This window comes from Gottfriedia luciferensis (genome assembly GCF_002156865.1).
In the GTDB taxonomy this organism is placed as follows: Bacteria; Bacillota; Bacilli; order Bacillales; family Bacillaceae_G; genus Gottfriedia; species Gottfriedia luciferensis.
Genome location: NZ_NCTA01000018.1, coordinates 38,182 through 57,811 on the forward strand (window position 1 = coordinate 38,182; position 19,630 = coordinate 57,811).

The 19,630-nt window shown below is 34.9% G+C and carries 15 protein-coding genes, 12 tRNA genes and 1 rRNA gene; 25 read left to right on the plus strand and 3 right to left on the minus strand.

Translation table 11 applies throughout. The features are described 5' to 3' along the window. The first annotated feature begins 149 nt into the window (after positions 1-149). From B7R67_RS13550 to B7R67_RS13600, 11 genes are all read left to right on the plus strand, one after another. A complete protein-coding gene (locus tag B7R67_RS13550; RefSeq protein ID WP_088071288.1) occupies positions 150-1,421 on the plus strand; it encodes an MDR family MFS transporter in 1,272 nt (423 codons plus the stop codon). 146 nt (positions 1,422-1,567) lie between these two features. Next, the gene (locus B7R67_RS13555; RefSeq protein WP_142289560.1) at positions 1,568-2,668 is read left to right on the plus strand and encodes a D-alanine--D-alanine ligase; all 1,101 of its coding nucleotides are present in this window, start codon (positions 1,568-1,570) and stop codon (positions 2,666-2,668) included. A 292-nt stretch (positions 2,669-2,960) separates the two neighbouring features. Then, entirely contained in the window at positions 2,961-4,346 is a 1,386-nt protein-coding gene (locus B7R67_RS13560; protein WP_158095108.1) for a UDP-N-acetylmuramoyl-tripeptide--D-alanyl-D-alanine ligase, read from the plus strand. A gap of 439 nt (positions 4,347-4,785) precedes the next feature. Further along, on the plus strand, positions 4,786-6,330 hold the full coding sequence (locus B7R67_RS13565) for a DEAD/DEAH box helicase (RefSeq protein ID WP_088071293.1): 1,545 nt from the start codon (positions 4,786-4,788) through the stop codon (positions 6,328-6,330). A gap of 123 nt (positions 6,331-6,453) precedes the next feature. Then, positions 6,454-7,419 (plus strand): UV DNA damage repair endonuclease UvsE, encoded by a 966-nt coding sequence (gene uvsE / locus B7R67_RS13570; RefSeq protein WP_088071294.1) that lies wholly within the window; start codon positions 6,454-6,456, stop codon positions 7,417-7,419. A 24-nt stretch (positions 7,420-7,443) separates the two neighbouring features. Further along, positions 7,444-7,797, plus strand: coding sequence for a holo-ACP synthase (gene acpS, locus B7R67_RS13575; RefSeq protein ID WP_088071296.1), 354 nt, complete (start codon positions 7,444-7,446; stop codon positions 7,795-7,797). Positions 7,798-8,044: 247 nt separating this feature from the next. Then, the gene (locus B7R67_RS13580) at positions 8,045-9,061 is read left to right on the plus strand and encodes a LolA family protein (protein WP_088071298.1); all 1,017 of its coding nucleotides are present in this window, start codon (positions 8,045-8,047) and stop codon (positions 9,059-9,061) included. Positions 9,062-9,226: 165 nt separating this feature from the next. After that, positions 9,227-10,405: an alanine racemase gene (gene alr / locus B7R67_RS13585; protein ID WP_088071300.1), complete on the plus strand. Its 1,179-nt coding sequence runs from the start codon at positions 9,227-9,229 to the stop codon at positions 10,403-10,405. Positions 10,406-10,538: 133 nt separating this feature from the next. Further along, positions 10,539-10,820, plus strand: a complete 282-nt coding sequence (locus tag B7R67_RS13590) for a CopG family ribbon-helix-helix protein (protein WP_069033898.1) — start codon at positions 10,539-10,541, stop codon at positions 10,818-10,820. 4 nt (positions 10,821-10,824) lie between these two features. Then, complete coding sequence (gene ndoA / locus B7R67_RS13595) at positions 10,825-11,175, plus strand: type II toxin-antitoxin system endoribonuclease NdoA (RefSeq protein ID WP_056476047.1); 351 nt, start codon at positions 10,825-10,827, stop codon at positions 11,173-11,175. 120 nt (positions 11,176-11,295) lie between these two features. After that, on the plus strand, positions 11,296-13,494 hold the full coding sequence (locus B7R67_RS13600) for a Tex family protein (RefSeq protein ID WP_088071302.1): 2,199 nt from the start codon (positions 11,296-11,298) through the stop codon (positions 13,492-13,494). Here B7R67_RS13600 and cmpA read toward each other — a convergent pair. Beyond that, on the minus strand, positions 13,484-13,594 hold the full coding sequence (gene cmpA, locus B7R67_RS13605; RefSeq protein ID WP_088014579.1) for a cortex morphogenetic protein CmpA: 111 nt from the start codon (positions 13,592-13,594) through the stop codon (positions 13,484-13,486). The genes B7R67_RS13600 and cmpA overlap by 11 nt on opposite strands. 315 nt (positions 13,595-13,909) lie before the next feature. Here cmpA and B7R67_RS13610 point away from each other — a divergent pair, with 315 nt between their 5' ends. The 10 genes from B7R67_RS13610 to B7R67_RS13655 all read left to right on the plus strand — a co-directional run bounded on the left by B7R67_RS13610 (position 13,910) and on the right by B7R67_RS13655 (position 15,611). Continuing rightward, positions 13,910-14,362 (plus strand): SprT family protein, encoded by a 453-nt coding sequence (locus tag B7R67_RS13610; protein WP_088071304.1) that lies wholly within the window; start codon positions 13,910-13,912, stop codon positions 14,360-14,362. Positions 14,363-14,446: 84 nt separating this feature from the next. Then, a tRNA-Asn gene (locus tag B7R67_RS13615) sits at positions 14,447-14,521 on the plus strand. Positions 14,522-14,528: 7 nt separating this feature from the next. Further along, positions 14,529-14,619: transfer RNA gene (locus tag B7R67_RS13620), tRNA-Ser, on the plus strand. A gap of 7 nt (positions 14,620-14,626) precedes the next feature. Further along, positions 14,627-14,701: transfer RNA gene (locus B7R67_RS13625), tRNA-Glu, on the plus strand. An 11-nt stretch (positions 14,702-14,712) separates the two neighbouring features. After that, a tRNA-Val gene (locus B7R67_RS13630) sits at positions 14,713-14,788 on the plus strand. 12 nt (positions 14,789-14,800) lie between these two features. Further along, positions 14,801-14,876, plus strand: a tRNA-Asp gene (locus tag B7R67_RS13635). Between the two features lie 181 nt (positions 14,877-15,057). Then, a tRNA-Gln gene (locus B7R67_RS13640) sits at positions 15,058-15,132 on the plus strand. Between the two features lie 151 nt (positions 15,133-15,283). After that, positions 15,284-15,358 (plus strand) — tRNA-Gln (locus B7R67_RS13645). A gap of 84 nt (positions 15,359-15,442) precedes the next feature. Continuing rightward, a tRNA-Lys gene (locus B7R67_RS13650) sits at positions 15,443-15,515 on the plus strand. Between the two features lie 13 nt (positions 15,516-15,528). Further along, positions 15,529-15,611: transfer RNA gene (locus B7R67_RS13655), tRNA-Leu, on the plus strand. A gap of 130 nt (positions 15,612-15,741) precedes the next feature. Here B7R67_RS13655 and B7R67_RS13660 read toward each other — a convergent pair. Continuing rightward, positions 15,742-16,533 carry a M15 family metallopeptidase gene (locus B7R67_RS13660; protein ID WP_158095109.1) on the minus strand — a complete coding sequence of 264 codons (792 nt, stop codon included), beginning with the start codon at positions 16,531-16,533 and terminating at the stop codon, positions 15,742-15,744. A gap of 122 nt (positions 16,534-16,655) precedes the next feature. Next, positions 16,656-18,098 (minus strand): cardiolipin synthase, encoded by a 1,443-nt coding sequence (gene cls / locus B7R67_RS13665; protein WP_088071305.1) that lies wholly within the window; start codon positions 18,096-18,098, stop codon positions 16,656-16,658. 549 nt (positions 18,099-18,647) lie between these two features. On the opposite strand from cls, the gene B7R67_RS13670 reads away from it, so the two are divergent. The 4 genes from B7R67_RS13670 to B7R67_RS13685 form a co-directional block, all read left to right on the plus strand. Continuing rightward, a tRNA-Arg gene (locus B7R67_RS13670) sits at positions 18,648-18,724 on the plus strand. Positions 18,725-18,729: 5 nt separating this feature from the next. Beyond that, positions 18,730-18,806 (plus strand) — tRNA-Pro (locus B7R67_RS13675). Positions 18,807-18,811: 5 nt separating this feature from the next. Then, positions 18,812-18,885: transfer RNA gene (locus tag B7R67_RS13680), tRNA-Gly, on the plus strand. A gap of 82 nt (positions 18,886-18,967) precedes the next feature. Then, positions 18,968-19,630 (plus strand): 16S ribosomal RNA (locus tag B7R67_RS13685); the annotation flags it as partial.

The window sequence follows — 19,630 nt, forward strand, 5'->3', positions numbered from 1 at the left end:
TGGGTGTTCAATGACGAAAAGTCAATGAACACCCTTTTGTTTTGTGTGACATATTTTATCTGATGAGTGTATAAGAGGCTCAATTGAATTTAATTCATCCGATAAACATAAAAATAGGAGATTAGATGAACTAGGAGGATCGTTTAGAGATGAACTTTTTTAAAAAATTAAAAGGTATGGATCGGAATGTATGGATTCGAGTAATTGGAGAAACGATTACGAGTAGTGCCATGATGATGCTTATGCCATTCTTTGCATTATACTTAGAAGGAAAAGTAGATTCCATGCTTAAGGTAGGATTTATTATGTCAATTTCACCAATCGCTTCATTGTTTGGCTCAATGATTGGTGGGAGATTAGCTGATTTATATGGACGAAAGCGTATGATGGTTTTTTCTACGCTTGGAACATCAATCATATTAGTTTTGTTTTCGTTAGTAGAAGGTTACACAGCGTTTTTAATTTTATCTATTTTACTAGGTATAAGTAATTCGTTTTTTAATCCGGCAGCGTCTGCGATGGTAGCTGATGTTACTGAGCCGGATGAGAGAACTGAAGCATATGGATTATTAAGAGTTGGGAGTAATCTTGGAACGGTTATTGGTCCACTATTAGGTAGTTCGATTGTCTTCTTTTCAAAAGACAGTTTGTTTTATATTGCTGCAACGGCATTAGGTCTCTACAGTATTGCTCAATTCATATTATTAAAAGAAACACTTCCAGCTGGAAAGGATACAAATTCTAACAAAGAAGATACGAAAATTCCGTTTAAGAAGGTTATGAATATCATACTTTCAGACAAATTACTGCTTTTTTATGTCGCAACAGGTGTCATCATTTCAATGGGATTTTCCCAAATTGAAGGGATGCTACCACTTTATTTTAAACAACGATTTAGCTCACACTTTGGCGAGTGGAATCCTTATCCATTTTTAATGTCGATTAATGGACTATTAGTTGTTCTTTTCCAATTTCCTATTTCAAGTTATTTATCGAATCGTTCGATTGGAAAAACGATGTTTTATGGAACTGTTTTATTTGGTTTAGGTATATTGTCAATTGGCTTTGCACCTCCAATATTACTTTCAATTGGGTTTGGTAAGTGGTTGATATTGCTCTTCTTAGCAATTATTTTTATCTACTACACATTTGGTGAGATGGTCATGTCACCTGTTCAAATGACATTTGTAGCGAATATTGCACCCGAAGAATTAAGGGCAACTTATATGGCGGTTGGTAGTATGAAATGGACAATTGGAGGTTTCCTTGGTCCGTTACTCGGTGGATTTTTATTTGATTTAAAATTAGGTTTATGGTTATTTATTATTTTAGGTACAGGTGTAGTAATATCAGGATTAATGTACCGCTCGCTTGATGAAAAGGTTGCAATAAGAGATAATGAACACGGTATAGCACAATGATGCTATACTTTTTTATATTGTAAAGAAATCACAAATTGAACGCATATGCATATGTTGTAAAGAAATATAGGTTTCTACCCATAAAAATCTTATACACTTTTGTATAAAGTGGTACAATAGGGAGAGCAAAAAATTGTAGGGGGAACATCATGAAGATTAAGTTAGGTTTATTATATGGCGGTAAATCTGCTGAACACAAAGTATCATTACAAACAGCCTTTGCCGTTATTTCTGCTTTAGATCACACAAAATTTGATGTGTATCCAATTTATATAACAGAACAAGGTGAATGGTTACAAGGAAAACAAATCGAAGGGAAAGTAGAAAGTGTTGCTGCATTAAAATTCTCAAATGAAGATCAGCATGTGAATGAAATCGCTCCAGTTGCACTTACTTCTTCAATTATTCCTGCAACCTCTAACCAAGAATCAACTGGACCAGTTGACGTTATTTTCCCATTATTACATGGACCAAATGGTGAAGATGGTACAGTTCAAGGCTTACTTGAGTTATTAAATATCCCTTATGTTGGTAACGGTGTATTAGCTTCAGCTGCTGGTATGGATAAAGTTATCATGAAGAATTTATTTGCTCAAGCTGGAATTCCTCAAGCTAAATACGTTCATTTCTTGAAATCAGAATGGAAAACAAGTGCTGAGTCTTGTTACGAAAAAGTAGAGAAAGAATTAGGGTATCCTGTATTTGTTAAACCTGCAAATTTAGGATCAAGTGTTGGTATTACAAAAGCTAAGGACCGTGAAGCATTAATCGCATCGTTTGATGAAGCATTCCAATTTGACCGCAAAATAATCATTGAAGAAAATATTGTTGGACGTGAAATTGAAATTGCTGTTTTAGGTAACGATAAGGTTGAGTGTTCTGTTGTTGGGGAAATCAAACCATCAGTAGAGTTTTACGATTATAGCGCGAAATATGAAAGTGGAGAAACTGGTTTAATTATTCCAGCTCCAGTAGAAACAGAGACGTATGAAAAAATTAAGCATTATGCGGAAGTTGCATTTAAAGCGATTGATGGTTCAGGCTTAACTCGCGCGGATTTCTTCGTAACAGAAGATGGTGGTGTATTAATGAATGAAGTTAATACAATGCCAGGTTTCACCCCATTTAGTATGTATCCTCAATTATGGCAGGCTACTGGATTAACTTATCCAAAATTAATTGAAAAACTAATTGATCTAGCTATTGAGCGTTACGAGCAAAAACAACAAATTAAATATAATATTTAACAATTTAAAACACTATTCATGTTTGAATAGTGTTTCAGTGTGTAGACAAAGTCCAAAAATTTGAAATTCAGACTGATTGGAAACGCTTGTCTTTCGATGCGCAAAGTCTGATGAAAAGCGGAGTTACCATAGATAGTAATGAGCCCGCAATCAGGCGAAACAAAGAGAAAAACGAGCGTTTGTCAACAGTATGAAACACGATTCATGTTTGAATGGTGTTTCAGTGTGTAGATAGAGTCTCAAATCTGAATTCAGACTGATTGAAAATCCGATAAAAGAGGAGTTGATGAAAATGTCAATCGTACGTACTTTATCTCAAATCGTTAAAATGATCCCCGGTAGTGAATTAAAAGGTGAAGATCTAACGATTAATGGAGTTTCAACTGATTCACGTGTAGAATTAACTGGAAAATTATTCATCCCGATTATCGGTGAGAAATTCGATGCACATCAATTTTTACCTCAAGCGCTTGAAAATGGTGCGAGTGCAGTCTTGTGTTCAAGAAAATATTCAAATGTTCCAGCTAATGCATCTGTTATTTTAGTTGACGATACATTAGAGGCTTTACAAAAGCTTTCAAAGTCATATTTAACAGAATGGAACGGGAAAATAGTTGGTATTACAGGGAGTAATGGGAAAACTTCTACTAAGGATATTTTAACTAGCATACTTTCAGCAAAATATAAAGTACATAAAACTCAAGGGAATTTTAATAACCATATAGGCCTTCCGTTAACTGTATTATCAATGGCAGAGGATACAGAGGTTGCTGTATTAGAAATGGGTATGAGTAATTTTGGAGAAATTGAATTTTTATCAAAATTAGCTGAGCCAGACGCGGCAATTATTACAAATATAGGTGAGTCACATATGCAAGAACTAGGCTCTAGAGCTGGAATTGCAAAGGCAAAGCTTGAAATTGCAAGCGGCTTATCAAAAAATGGGTTATTAGTTATTAATGGCGATGAACCATTATTAATTGAAGGTACAAAAGATAAAAGCTCAGTTTATACAATTGAAACTTTTGGCTTTAACGAAACAAATGATGTATTTCCTACGTTTATTGAGATGAATGAAACTGGTAGTGAATTTGAAATAAATAAAGCTCAAAATGTTCGTTTCAAATTAGGCGTACTAGGAAAACATAATATTAGTAATACATTAGCAGCTATAGCGGTTGCTAGAAAATTTTCTTTAACTTGGGAAGAAATATGTTCCGGAATGCAGCGTTTAGAAATGACAAAAATGCGTATGGAGCTATTGAAAAATGAAGATGGACTAACAATCATTAATGATGCTTATAATGCTAGTGTTACGTCTATGAAAGCTGCGTTATTATTTGCTTCAGAATTAACAGGCTATAAACGGAAATTTGTAGTATTCGGTGACATGCTAGAACTAGGAGATCAAGAAATTGCTTTTCATGAAGAAATTGGAGAAGAAGTTGTAAATCTTCATTTTGATTACTTATACACTTTTGGTCCATTAAGTAAATTTGCAGCGACTTCAGCATTTGAAAAAATGGATTCATCGAAAGTAAAAAGTTTTGATGATAAAAACAAGCTGATTGAAGACTTAAAACAACAAGTGGAACCAAATGATTTAGTATTAGTAAAAGCTTCTCGAGGAATGAAATTAGAAGAAGTTGTAAATGCTTTATTGGAATTGAAAAAATAATTTTACTCTGGACGGCTTTATTTTGATTCAGTAATTTTTTGAAAATAAGAATTAAAAATTATTAATTTTAAAATAAAGCCGATGCAATACGATTTGTTAGCGTATAAAAATTAAGAGATATACAAATTGAAAACTTTATTTGTATAATTTAACAAATGAAAACTGTTCGTAATAAAAGGTAAGAAAAAGGTTGGGAATTAAGGGGTTTAGCGGAAATTCAACGTTATAATTCGTTCGAAATTCAATTCGGAATTCAAATTGTTAAAATATATCTACATTTGCTTTTTGGATAGAATGTACGTATAATGAGTAGATATTGTTTCCTTTTCATGATACTTCGGACTATTGTTTTCCACTAAAAACGAACCTTCCAAATGAACAGTCACGAAACATATAAATTATTATAGATCTAATTGAGATACAAAGGAGATTAACCAAATTGACAACATTTCAAGAATTAGGATTAAGTAGTAAAATCCTGTTTGCGATTGAAAAATTAGGCTTCGAGGAAGCTACACCAATTCAAGCGCAGACTATTCCATTAGCAAAACAAGGCCATGATGTAATTGGTCAAGCGCAGACTGGTACTGGTAAAACAGCCGCTTTCGGTATTCCATTACTAGAAAAAATTGATGTAGACAGTAACAATGTTCAAGGACTTGTTATCGCTCCTACACGTGAACTAGCGATTCAAGTTGGTGAAGAATTACACAAAATTGGTATGAATAAAGGTGTAAAAATCCTTCCAATCTACGGTGGACAAGATATTAACCGCCAAATGCGTTCATTAAAAAAATTCCCACATATTATTGTAGGAACTCCTGGTCGTATTCAAGACCATATTAACCGTCGTACAATTCGTTTAAACAATGTTAATACAGTTGTATTAGATGAAGCTGATGAAATGTTAAACATGGGATTCATTGAGGATATTGAAGCGATTTTAAAAGAAGTTCCTGAGAACAAACAAACACTTCTTTTCTCTGCTACAATGCCTGATCCAATTCGTCGCATTGCAGAAACTTTCATGACAAATCCACAAATTGTAAAAGTAAAAGCAAAAGAAGTTACAATGCCTAACATTGAACAACATTTTATTGAAGTTCAAGAAAAGAAAAAATTTGACGTTCTTACACGTTTATTAGATATTCAAACACCAGAATTAGCAATTATTTTCGGTCGTACAAAACGTCGTGTTGATGAATTATCAGAAGCATTAAACTTACGCGGTTATGCTGCAGAAGGTATTCATGGTGATTTATCACAAGCAAAACGTGAACAAGTACTTCGTAAATTTAAAGCTGGTTCAATTGATGTTTTAGTCGCTACTGATGTAGCAGCTCGTGGATTAGATATTTCTGGAGTTACACATGTATACAACTTTGATATTCCACAAGATCCTGAAAGCTATGTTCATCGAATTGGACGTACAGGACGTGCTGGGAAATCAGGTATAGCGATGTTATTTATTACTCCTCGTGAGTTTAATCAATTAAAAAATATCGAACGTACAACTAAACGTCGTATGGAACGTATGACTGCACCTACATTAGACGAAGCAATTGAAAGTCAGCAACGTATCATTGCAGAAAAATTAACTTCGACTATGGAAAGTGATAATTTAGCGTTCTACAAACGTATTGCAGAAGAATTACTTGAAGAGCATGATTCTGTAAGTGTTGTAGCTGCAGCTTTAAAAATGTTAACAAAAGAGCCAAATGAAACACCAGTTCGTTTAACTGATGAGCCACCAATGGTCAAACGTGACCGTGGCGGACGCGGAGGAAACGGTGGTGGCGGCGGATACCGTCGTGGTGAAAATAGACGTGGCGGTGGAGATGGACGTCGTAGCGATAATCGTCGTGGAGATGGACGTCGTGGAGACCGTGATAACCGTGGAGGAAGCTTCCGTAACAAACGTAGCGAAGGCCCTCGTGATAATAACCGTGGCGGACAACGCAAACCACAAGACAGCAATAAATAAGAACTAGTTAAGGTACATGGTAAAATCCATGTACCTTTTTGTTTATAATTTAATTCTCTCGTAATGTGTGAATTTGGGCAGATTCCATACACTAATTAAAAACACATGAGAGTTGGAATAAAAATGCTTGTAAGACTTGGATATGTCGCAATGAGTATGAATTTACAAAATGCCTCGCCTTCAAAAACGATGACTGTTGCACAGTTTTTGAAACAAAAAGATAAAGAAGCAGCTATTCGGAAATTAGAGCAAATAGCTAATACGAATATTAATAACTGTTTAAGGCTATTAAAACATAATAAGGCTCATAATATAGAGTTTTTTCGGTTAAGTAGTAAGTTAATCCCCTTAGCGAATCATGAAGAAGTAGCAGATTGGAATTATATGAACCCAATAAAAGAGAGTTTGCTTCTTTTAGGAGATTTTGCACGCTTAAATAATATGAGAATTGATTTTCATCCTGATCATTTTGTTATATTAAATTCACAAGACGAAGAACTATTGAAATCATCAATTAAGACTTTAAAAATGCATTATCAGTTATTAAAGGCGATGAAAATAAAGCCGGAACACCGCTGTGTATTACATATTGGTGGAGGGTATGATGATAAAGAGCGATCGCTGGAACAATTAATCGAAAATTTCAGTGTGATTCCTGCCTCGATTCAAAAAATGTTAATGTTTGAAAATGATGATACAACTTTTACATTTGATGAAACATTATTTGCAAGTGAGAAATTAGGTGTACCAGTTGTATTTGATTATCATCACCATCTGGTTAATCATAGTAGTGAAGACTGGGTTAAAAATTGGGGTCGCGCTGTAGATACGTGGAAAACTTCTAGTCTGCCTATAAAAATGCATATTTCTAGTCCTAGAGATGAAAAAGATATACGAGCTCACGCTGATTTTGTAGATTCGAAAATGTTTATTACTTTTTTAAACGAAATTTATGGCTCAGTTAATCAAATTGATTGTATGATTGAAGCAAAACAAAAAGATAATGCATTATTTCAGTTAATGGAGGATATTAAAAATCATCCGTCTATTGAGATAATTAATGAGGCAAGCTTCTATTTCAAACGATAGTGCTTGATAGAAGGGGTGAGGAATATGATTGTAGGTATTGGACTAGATTTAGTAGAAATGGAACGACTGAAAGAAATTATTGCGTCACAACCCCGTTTTGCTAAGAGGATACTTACCGAAGCAGAGAATGAGATTTATATAAATTTATCAGAACGAAGAAAGCTTGAATTTTTGGCTGGAAGATTTGCAGCAAAAGAAGCTTGTTCAAAAGCATTTGGAACTGGGATTGGTAAAGAACTAGGATTTCATGATATTGAAATTTTGAATGATGAAAAAGGAAAACCGGTCTTAACTGTTAATTTACCATACGTACCATTTTTGTCTATTACTCATACAGAACATTATGCCGCAGCGCAGGTTGTTTTACAGCAATTATAATCTTTCTAAGCAGTCGCTCACTTAAGAGTGGCTGTATTTTTTTTGATATTTTTAAATTAGCTTGTCATGCTAGTCTGCATATTTTAGAGCTTGACCTCATATAGTTCTATGAGGATATGAGAAGCAGAGTTGCAACGTGCATGAATAAATCTAGGTTAAACATCTAAGCTACTCGCGCAAATTTATTCAATTGCCTTTGCATAAGATTCTCTTTTTACAATTTAAGAGGAACAAAGGAGCTGGGGAAATGAAGAAAAAGCTTGTAGCTATGCTTATGGCCATTATGTTAGTTTTATCATTGGCTGCATGTGGAAAGAAATCGAGGGATGATGTAGTAGGTTCTCTTAGCAATCAGATGGAAAAGATGAATGGTTATAAGGCAGATGCAACTTTGACCATTAATAACGGAAATGATCCACAAAAGTATGAAGTAGTCATTTGGCACAAGAAGCCTTCTTATTACCGCGTACAATTAAAAAATGCTAAGAGTGATCAAAATCAAATCATTTTAAGAAACAAGGAAGGTGTATTTGTTCTTACACCAGCGTTAAATAAAAGCTATCGCTTCCAAAGTGACTGGCCATCAAATAGCAGCCAGCCATATTTACCGGAATCTTTAGTGAATGACCTTGTACAAGATAAGAATGCAACTTTTAAATCCACTAAACTAGGGTATGTTTTTGAAACGAAAACAAATTATACGAATAGACAATTGTTGCCAACGCAGGAAATTACGTTTAATAAAAAAGGATTAACACCTCAATCAGTCAAATTATTAGACACGGATAAAAACGTAGTATTAAACGTTAAATTTGATAAAGTTCAATACAATGCTAAATTTGATAATGATGCATTTGATGTTAAGAAAAATATGACAAGCGCTCGATTAAGTGTTCCTACTTCTACAAACAATAATGAGTCTGATTTATTAGTTACACTATATCCTAATTATTTGATGAAAGGTGTAACATTAGAGGATCAGCAAGAAGTGAAAACTGATAATGGTGTTCAAGTCATCCTTTCATATAAAGGTGCTAAAAAATCGTTTACTTTAATTGAAGAAAAAGCAAAGATTTCGGAATCTGGTACAACGATGGAAATCAGCGGTGAGCCAGTCGATTTAGGTAAAACTGTAGGAGCTTTATCTGATAAAATGATCACTTGGTCATATGGTGGAACAGATTTTACAATTGTTTCAAAGAGTTTAACTCAAAGTGAGTTAATTCAAGTAGCGCAATCGGTCGGAGATACAGGCACAAAATAATATACTTTGTAAACTAAAAAAGGCGTGATAAGTTATATCACGCCTTTTTAAATTTCAAATAAAATATGAGTGAGAAAGTAAATGGTTGACAATTCTAGTAAATAAGCAAATAATTTTACACATATAAAAAAGAGTAATGGGTAATTCGATAAGGAAGTGTAAATCATGACAAAAACATCTTTTTACCGCGACACGTGGGTTGAAGTAGATCTAGATGCTATTGAAGCAAATATTAAAAATATCGTATCGCTTTACCCTAATCATCAAGAAATTTATGTAGCTTTAAAAGCAAATGCCTATGGACATGGTTACGTTGAAATTGCGAAACAAGCATTATTGTCGGGCGCAACAAGATTATTAGTTGCATTTATTGATGAAGGGATTTTTCTGCGTAAAGCTGGAATAGAAGCGCCAATCTTAGTATTAGGAGCTACTCGTCCAGAAGATATTAACGTAGCAATTAAGCATAAATTAACTTTATCAGCATATAATGTTGATTGGTTAGAAGGGATTTCACAAAATCTTAAACAAACAGATGATGTATTAGTTCATATGAAATTTGATACTGGGATGGGTAGATTAGGTCTTAAGACAAAATCTGAGTGGGATCGAGCTGCAACGATTTTACAAAACAATCCATCGATTAAATTAGAAGGTTTATTCACGCATTTCGCAACTGCTGATGAACTAGATCGAACTTACTTTAAACAACAAGTAGACAAATTTTATGAATGTATTGAATGGGTTAAAAGTAGCGGATTCTCTCCTGCGTTAATCCATTGTGCGAATAGTGCAGCTGCAGCATTAGAGACTAATTTATTTAATACTGTACGTGTAGGAATTATCATGTATGGCTTAACTCCATCATTAGAAATTAAATCATTGCTTCCTTTCTCGTTAAAACCAGCACTTTCGTTTCATACAAAAATCTCTCATGTAAAGCAAGTACCTGCTAATAGTGGTATTAGTTATGGAGCAACTTATTTTACTTCAGATTTAGAATGGATTGCTACATTACCTGTTGGCTATGCTGATGGATGGCTTAGAGATATGCAAGGTTTTTCAGTGTTAGTAGAAGGTGAAAAAGCAGAAATTGTAGGTAGAGTTTGTATGGACCAGTGTATGATCAAATTGACTAAACACTATCCAATTGGTACAAAAGTGACTTTAATCGGTGAAAGTAACAGTGCAGCTGTAACTGCTGAAGATGTTGCAATGCACATGAATACAATTAATTATGAAGTAACTTGTCTTATAAATAACAGGGTTCCAAGAGTATATAAAAAAGATGGAAATATCAAGTCGATAAGTAATTATCTAGTATCGGATTCAATTGATAATTGATGCATTAAAGTATGAAACACTGTTATTTGGATAAGATAAACGGAGATATGTGTCTTTCCAATCCCTGAAAATAATGGTATGATGTAGCATAGGGAGATATATGGGTAATAGTTGATTCTGGAGGTGCTGAAACTTGTCCGAACTAAATGCGACAACTGAAATAACAGTACGTTTACCAAAACACGTAGTAAGCGAACTAGATGGATTAGTAAAGCAAGAAAACGGTAATCGAAATGAGTATATTTATCAAGCGACTAAGATGTTTTTAAAAGATCGTAAAAGACGCCAAAGTCGTGAACAAATGCGACGTGGATACATGGAAATGGCTAAAATCAACTTATTAATATCTTCTGAGTCATTCTATGCTGAGTCTGAAGCGGATTCTAAAGTGGAGCGCTTAGTTAGCGGGGGGTAATCACTTGATAGTAAAACGTGGCGACGTATATTTTGCAGACCTTTCCCCTGTAGTTGGCTCAGAACAAGGTGGAGTTCGTCCGGTTCTCATAATACAAAATGATATCGGTAACCGTTTTAGTCCTACCGTTATAGTCGCTGCGATTACAGCACAAATCCAAAAAGCAAAGCTTCCAACACATGTTGAAATAGATGCTAAAAAATATGGATTTGAACGTGATTCGGTTATACTACTCGAACAAATTCGAACGATTGACAAACAGCGGTTAACCGATAAGATAACTCATCTTGATGATGAGATGATGGATCAGGTTGATGAAGCGTTGCAAATCAGTTTAGGACTTGTTGACTTTTAAAGTTGCTTTTTAGCAGCTTTAACTACATAACTTATAAATAATATTGTTTTGTAACCCTTTCATCATGAAAGGGTTATTTTAGGTCCTTTAAAATTGTCAGAAATTGGAGGCTTTACGATTATGTCAAAACAACTAATAAATAAAATTGCATCTGATTTATCGATTACTCCACAACAAGTCGCTACTGTAATTGAATTAAAAGAAGAGGGGAATACGATTCCTTTTATAGCCCGTTATCGAAAAGAAAAAACAGGTTCTCTTGATGAAGTACAAATTCATTCCATTTTAGAAAAATACGAGTATGCAGTAAATCTACAAACAAGAAAAGAAGAAGTAATTCGTTTAATAGAAGAAAAAGGAAAATTAACCGAGGAATTACGTAAAAATATAACTGTCGCAACAAAGTTACAAGAAGTTGAAGATTTATATAGACCTTATAAAGAAAAAAGAAGAACTAGAGCTACAGTCGCAAAAGATAAAGGTTTAGAGCCTTTTGCAGAATGGGTATTTAAAATGCCTACAGAAGGTTCACTTGCAGACGAAGCATTAAAATACATAAATGAAGATTTAGAAGTGAACACAGTAGATGAAGTTATACAAGGTGGAAAAGATATTATTGCAGAATGGATTGCTGACGAAGCTACCTATAGAAAATGGATTCGTGAAGTGACATTTAAAAAAGGAACAATTGAAGGAACAGTTAAAGATTCCGAAAAAGACGAGAAAAAAGTATATGAAATGTACTATGAGTACTCTGAACCAATTTTCAAGATCGTTCCTCATCGAATACTAGCAATGAATCGTGCAGAAAAAGAAGACATTCTTAAAGTTTCTGTTCAAGCACCTTTTGATGAAATTATTTCTTATTTAGAAAGAAAAGTAATTACAAAGGATACGTTTGTCCGTCCAATATTAATTGAAGTTGTGGAAGATGCGTATAAACGTTTAATTCAACCTTCAATCGAAAGAGAAATTCGTAAAGAATTATCTGAAAAGGCAGATTCTCATGCTATCAATATATTCTCTGAGAATTTGAGGTCATTATTACTACAGCCACCTTTAAAAGGAAAGATTGTACTTGGGGTTGATCCTGCGTTCCGTACAGGCTGTAAATTAGCAGTAGTAGATGAAACTGGTAAAGTCCTTAAAATTGATATAATCTATCCGCACCCTTTCAAAGGGGAAAGAGAAGAAGTTCAAAGAAACAAACGGGCACAAGCAGTTTCGAAGATTAAAGATATTCTTGTAACGTATCAAATCGAAATGATTGCCATAGGAAATGGAACAGCATCAAGAGAAACAGAGCTGTTTATATCTGAAATATTGAAGGAAATGAAAAATAACATTTATTATGTAATCGTAAATGAAGCAGGGGCGAGTGTTTATTCAGCTTCTGAGCTAGCAAGAGAAGAGTTTCCTGATTTTCAAGTGGAAGAGAGAAGCGCAGTTTCAATTGCAAGACGATTACAAGACCCTTTAGCAGAATTAGTAAAAATTGATCCTAAGTCTGTAGGTGTAGGGTTATACCAACATGATGTTTCCCAAAAAAGCTTAAATGACTCACTAACATTTGTTGTTGAAACTTCTGTAAACCAAGTTGGTGTTAATGTAAATACAGCATCGGTCTCACTATTACAATACGTTTCAGGGTTGTCCAAAACCGTGGCAAAAAACATTGTTAATTATCGCGATGAAAAAGGTAAAATAACAAACCGTAAAGAACTAAAAACAATTCCGAGGTTAGGTGCAAAGACATATGAACAATGTATTGGTTTTTTACGTGTTCTTGAAGGGGACGAACCTTTAGATCGAACTAGCATCCATCCAGAGAGTTACGTGCAAGTTAAAAAATTATTAAAGCAATTAAATTTCTCAACGAATCATATAGGGTCAAATGAATTAAAAGATAAGTTGAAAACATTAAATTTAGAAGAAGTTTCTAATCAACTAGATATTGGTGAAATTACATTAAAAGATATTCTAAGTTCTTTAATGCAGCCTGAAAGAGATCTTCGAGATGAATTAGCGGCACCAATCCTTCGCCAAGACGTTCTTCAAATTGAAGACCTAAAAATTGGAATGGAGCTCGAAGGAACGGTTAGGAATGTAGTCGATTTTGGTGCTTTTGTTGATATAGGATTAAAGAATGATGGACTTGTTCATATCTCTCGAATGAGTAACAAATTTATTAAACATCCATTAGATGTCGTATCAGTTGGTCAAGTAGTCAAGGTCTGGATAGCTGAAGTAGATCAAAAGAAACAAAGAGTTGGTTTATCAATGTTACCAATCGAGTCAAAAGAAATCGTTAAAGCTTAATTTTTTGATAATAAAACCAGCATTGATTTAATAATTTTATTTGATAACGATTTTTTTCATAAAATGCTTTTTGAATTTGTGATTTAAGCCAACTAGGCATTACCATAATGAAAACCTCCAGCTTAAAAATCTTCGCCCATCTTTTTATATGAGATGGGCGATGAAATATAAATGAGTGAGGGGTAACCTTCCGATACACTGTATAAAAAGGATAACTGTAAAGTTCATTTTAAATAGCAAAAATTACGCCATTGTAGAGAGATTTACTAAGAGCAGCCCATTTAGTATAAATCGTACTAATAAGATCTTTTGAAATTCTCATTTGTATGTTTAATGTATGCGCATACCCAAGGATTTGTGAGTGGTTTAACTAGAATATAGATGATAAAAAGAAAATTAGAAGGACGATGTAAGGATGGAAAATGAACAAATACAAAAGTTAGTTGAAGAATTATCAATTAAATATTTCGGGCGACCATTCCTCCATCAAGCCTCCTTTAATACTAGATTGAGAACCACTGGTGGAAGATATTTACTAAAAACAAGTAATATTGAATTAAACAAGCTGTACTATCAAGAGCATGGGATTGACGAACTAAAAGGGATAATTTTACACGAATTATGCCATTATCATCTTCATCTCATGAAGAAAGGTTATAAACACGAGGATAAAGATTTTAAAGATTTATTAAAAAAAGTAGGTGCACCGAGATACTGTAAACCATTAACTTCAATAAAAAAAAGGACCGTGTCATATAAATACAAATATCAATGTTCGGGGTGTGGACAAACTTTTTTAAGAAAAAGGAAAGTAGATATAAAACGGTTTGTATGTGGAATATGTAAAAGCCCGTTAAAACAATTATAAATAGTATTGACAGGTAATATCTGTATAGTTTATATTATTACTTGTCACCACATTACTATATGTGATGAATAAATTTTGTATTTTTCCGCAGTAGCTCAGTGGTAGAGCACTCGGCTGTTAACCGAGTGGTCGTAGGTTCGAACCCTACCTGCGGAGCCATTTTTATAGAGAAGTACCCAAGTGGCTCAAGGGGCGCCCCTGCTAAGGGTGTAGATCGTTAACGCGGTGCGAGGGTTCGAATCCCTTCTTCTCTGCCATACATAAGGCCCGTTGGTCAAGCGGTTAAGACACCGCCCTTTCACGGCGGTAACACGGGTTCGAGTCCCGTACGGGTCACCATTTTATATTACGGAGGATTAGCTCAGCTGGGAGAGCACCTGCCTTACAAGCAGGGGGTCGGCGGTTCGAGCCCGTCATCCTCCACCATTCATTTTATACGGTCCCGTGGTGTAGCGGTTAACATGCCTGCCTGTCACGCAGGAGATCGCCGGTTCGATCCCGGTCGGGACCGCCACTATTTACTACAAATTGTAGTATTTTTTTCTTTATTTGGAGGAAAATAGTAGTGCAGTATGATGTTGGATTGTTTATCTTGAAAAGTTAATTCGAGAAGTAGGAGCAATACAACATAAAAAAATCGTGCGGTGCAATTCCAAGTAGCTTATTCGTTGGAGTAATTCTCGCAGCAACTTCATTGGGCTATAGCCAAGCGGTAAGGCAACGGATTTTGATTCCGTCATGCCCTGGTTCGAATCCAGGTAGCCCAGCCATTTAGTTTTGATAGAAATATTTAGTTTTAAATGTGGGTTGTTTTGATCTTGAGGAGTTAATTCGAGATGTGGGAGCAATCAACATAAAAAAATCCTGCGGAGCGGGTTCATGAAGTATATTCGAAGAAGTTATTTCATGATGTTAGATCAATGGGCTATAGCCAAGCGGTAAGGCAACGGATTTTGATTCCGTCATGCCCTGGTTCGAATCCAGGTAGCCCAGCCATTTTAATTGGGTTTTTCTTTTATCTTAAATGCGATCGTGTAAACAGCAAGTTTTTTAGTTATACTTGTAATATCTTTATATTATGAGCCATTAGCTCAGTAGGTAGAGCATCTGACTTTTAATCAGAGGGTCGAAGGTTCGAATCCTTCATGGCTCACTTTTGTTTATTCGCGGTCGTGGCGGAATGGCAGACGCGCTAGGTTGAGGGCCTAGTGGAGGTTTCTCCGTGGAGGTTCAAGTCCTCTCGGCCGCATCTAAAAATTTGAATATGAAATTATATGAACGTTACATGACATGTAACGTTCTTTTTTGTTTTTACATCGTAAGGTAAAAACTACGAAATAAAAAACTCACTTTTAATTTTTTAAAAAGTGAGTTAAACATTAATAATTAGCTGGATTTACTTGAATCGGTTTGAAATTTTGATTAGTATCCGAATAATGCCACCATTCTTTAGAATAACCTACAAAACCTGCTTGTCTCATCGCTTTGTCCATCATTTGATAATTTTTTTCTTGTACACTGTTTCGTTTATAGCTTCTAGATGCCCTTGAAGAAAAGTCATCGAATTTAGATTGCATCTGTACTTCTTTGCCGTCTAATGTACAAATTGTCATATCAATTGTTGCACCTAATTGATGTCCCCGTATATTTTTAGTATCAGGCTTTGCTACGTAATCTGAATTAGGATATGCGTTCCAAAGTGTTTGTTGAGCAGATAAAGGACGGTAAGCATCCCATATTTTAATTGTATATCCTTGTTTTTTAAGGATTGAGTTTGCTTTAGCTAACTTTTTTGCTGTACTTGTCCTAAGTATAGCTTGGCTGAAATGATAGATGCGTTTACCGGTAAAGTTATTTGTTGTATTGTATCGTAAATCGACAATTATACTTTTATCTAATGACTTAACGTTTGTGAATTCTGAAACCACATATTTACTGCTTATAAATCCAGTCGAGTTTTTAAATTGTATTTTGTACCATCCATCAGACTGTTTGCTAATAACTGTTAGAGTTTGTCCCTTAACTACAGAACCGATTGATTTATCTGTTGTACTAGCATTTACTGTATAAATAGTATTTGCTGCATATGTAGAGTTTGAATTTATAAGAAAGCTGATTAATATAAATGAAAAAGTTAAAAAACATACTAACAACCTATTACTATTTTTCATCGTTCACCTTCTTATTAGTTTATTTAATAACTGTCAACTCTTCAATTATTCTATAGAACAAATCATCATTCAATTTAAAAATTATCAAATGAAAAATTACTAAGTGTAATGTTTTACGAAATTTATAATATTGGAGATAAAAGTCGGGATATAGCTTCTTTTAATTTAATGATGACTGATCGCTCTTGATATTTTTCAAATGTAAGCTCACTGCAAAGGTCACTATCAAGTATAAACAGATTTTGTAATTCAGTTGCCTCTTTTTTTGAATAGACGATGGCGTTTATTTCAAAATTCAATTTAAAACTACGTGTATCAATGTTAGTAGTTCCTACTGAAGCAACTTCTTGGTCGATAACGATTGTTTTAGCATGTAAAAAACCATTTTCATAAAGTAAAATTTTTGCACCATAGCTTAGTAGTTCGCCTGCATATGACAATGATGCCCAATACACGAATGGGTGATCAGGTTTACTTGGCAGCATAATTCTTACATCAATACCGGATAATATAGCAATTTTACACGCATCCATAAAGCTTGCATCAGGAATAAAATATGGGGTTTGAATATAAACACTTTTTTTGGCGGACATAATCAATTTCACATACATATTTTTTAAGTGTTCTGTTTCTGAATTCGGTCCGCTCGCAACAATTTGTATAGGGATATGTCCATTGACTTTACCGGTATTAAAAGAGAAGTCCTCCATACTATGTACATGTTGATTTGTAGCTTGCTGCCAATCTAAAATAAATCTACCTTGGATTTGATTAACTGCTTCACCCTTAATACGAAAATGCGTATCACGCCAGTATCCAAATTTCTTATCTATTCCAAGATATTCATTACCTACATTAAAACCACCAATGTATGCGATTTCCCCATCGATAATGCATAGTTTTCTATGATTTCTATTATTCAATCGGAAATTGATAAGTCGTAGAAACGAAGGGAAGAACGCTTCTATTTCGCCACCGTGATTTACAAGCTCTTTAAAAAAAGAAGGGGTTATTCTTTTGGAGCCGATGTCATCGTAGAGAACTCGTACTTTTACGCCTTCTTTGGCTTTCTTAGTTAGCTCATCCCTAAGTTTTATCCCTAATGAATCACGCTGGATTATATAATATTGAATATTTATCTCTTTTTTTGCCAACTTGATATCTTGAAAAAGCGAATTAAATTTTTTATGCCCATCACTGAATGTTTGAATCTCATTATCTGTTGTTAATAGTGCATTAGCAGATTTTAAATTCATCATAATTAAATGGGAATGTCTTGATAATAAATCATCTTGGCGGAAGTTATTATCATGATTTATTTGATTAGCTTGTTCAGTAACTGCTAATTGAAGATAACTTCTTTCTTTGCTTGATAGGTGATAGAAATTTTTTTGTTTTAACTGTCTACCTAAAAATAGATAGATTAAAAATCCTACTATCGGTATAAAAAGTAAAATCATTAGCCATGCCCATGTGGCCACGACATCTCTTTTTTCGATAAATACTAATACTCCAGCTAAGAGAATATTAACGATAAGAAGAATCGTCAGTATATTAATATCCATTTATAAACACTTCCTAAATTTGGGTTTCTTAAATAATTTTTATATGAGCTTTAATAATATCATTTTTTAAATAAGCCAAACTATACAGTTGCACTTTTTAATATGACAATATAATAAATCCTATTTATATGGAAAAAGGACATAAACTTTTTAAAGAACTTATTCTATATAATAGTATAAATAGAAAGAGGGTTAGTAAATGTAGTGGACGGAGAAGGTCTTGGCAGTAGTAGGCTTTACGCTCTATTCCTAGTATTCTTTTGCGCCAATTAACAGTATTCAACTAGTCTAAATTGAAACTAATCGATCAAAATTTATATGTAATCAAACATTAGTAAATAAATCGTAAACTTTTTATTGAAATAATGTTGACATTTAGTGTACATTACTTTAATATAGTTCTAGTCACGTTAGAACTTAACGAAGTCAAATAAAAGCTTATCGTAGTAAGCTTTTGAAAGAAAAAAACTTTTAAAAATATGTTGACTTCGAACGAAAGATGTTATAAACTATAAAAGTCGCTAACGAAGACGACACACTTTACAATATGCGCCCGTAGCTCAATTGGATAGAGCGTTTGACTACGGATCAAAAGGTTATGGGTTCGAGTCCTTTCGGGCGCGCCATATTACGGGAAGTGGCTCAGCTTGGTAGAGCACCTGGTTTGGGACCAGGGGGTCGCAGGTTCAAATCCTGTCTTCCCGACCATCTTCGCGGGTGTAGTTTAATGGTAAAATAGAAGCCTTCCAAGCTTCGGTCGTGGGTTCGATTCCCATCACCCGCTCCATTATGAACTTTGAAAACTAAACAAAACATGAAGTAAACGTCAATTATTAGTTTTTTGAGCAATACAAGATTTAAACTTAACTTTTATGGAGAGTTTGATCCTGGCTCAGGACGAACGCTGGCGGCGTGCCTAATACATGCAAGTCGAGCGGACTAATTGGAGCTTGCTCCAATTAGTTAGCGGCGGACGGGTGAGTAACACGTGGGCAACCTACCTATAAGACTGGGATAACTTCGGGAAACCGGAGCTAATACCGGATGACATAAAGGAACTCCTGTTCCTTTATTGAAAGATGGCTTCGGCTATCACTTATAGATGGGCCCGCGGCGCATTAGCTAGTTGGTGAGGTAACGGCTCACCAAGGCGACGATGCGTAGCCGACCTGAGAGGGTGATCGGCCACACTGGGACTGAGACACGGCCCAGACTCCTACGGGAGGCAGCAGTAGGGAATCTTCCGCAATGGACGAAAGTCTGACGGAGCAACGCCGCGTGAGCGATGAAGGCCTTCGGGTCGTAAAGCTCTGTTGTTAGGGAAGAACAAGTGCTAGTTGAATAAGCTGGCACCTTGACGGTACCTAACCAGAAAGCCACGGCTAACTACGTGCCAGCAGCCGCGGTAATACGTAGGTGGCAAGCGTTGTCCGGAATTATTGGGCGTAAAGCGCGCGCAGGCGGTTTCTTAAGTCTGATGTGAAAGCCCCCGGCTCAACCGGGGAGGGTCATTGGAAACTGGGAAACTTGAG

Coding starts and splice junctions, on each gene's coding strand:
- B7R67_RS13550 (WP_088071288.1), top strand. CDS start 150: ATGAACTTTTTTAAAAAATTAAAAGGTATGGATCGGAATGTATGGATT.
- B7R67_RS13560 (WP_158095108.1), top strand. CDS start 2,961: ATGTCAATCGTACGTACTTTATCTCAAATCGTTAAAATGATCCCCGGT.
- uvsE (WP_088071294.1), top strand. CDS start 6,454: ATGCTTGTAAGACTTGGATATGTCGCAATGAGTATGAATTTACAAAAT.
- acpS (WP_088071296.1), top strand. CDS start 7,444: ATGATTGTAGGTATTGGACTAGATTTAGTAGAAATGGAACGACTGAAA.
- B7R67_RS13580 (WP_088071298.1), top strand. CDS start 8,045: ATGAAGAAAAAGCTTGTAGCTATGCTTATGGCCATTATGTTAGTTTTA.
- alr (WP_088071300.1), top strand. CDS start 9,227: ATGACAAAAACATCTTTTTACCGCGACACGTGGGTTGAAGTAGATCTA.
- B7R67_RS13600 (WP_088071302.1), top strand. CDS start 11,296: ATGTCAAAACAACTAATAAATAAAATTGCATCTGATTTATCGATTACT.
- cmpA (WP_088014579.1), bottom strand. CDS start 13,594: ATGCCTAGTTGGCTTAAATCACAAATTCAAAAAGCATTTTATGAAAAA.
- B7R67_RS13610 (WP_088071304.1), top strand. CDS start 13,910: ATGGAAAATGAACAAATACAAAAGTTAGTTGAAGAATTATCAATTAAA.
- B7R67_RS13660 (WP_158095109.1), bottom strand. CDS start 16,533: ATGAAAAATAGTAATAGGTTGTTAGTATGTTTTTTAACTTTTTCATTT.
- cls (WP_088071305.1), bottom strand. CDS start 18,098: ATGGATATTAATATACTGACGATTCTTCTTATCGTTAATATTCTCTTA.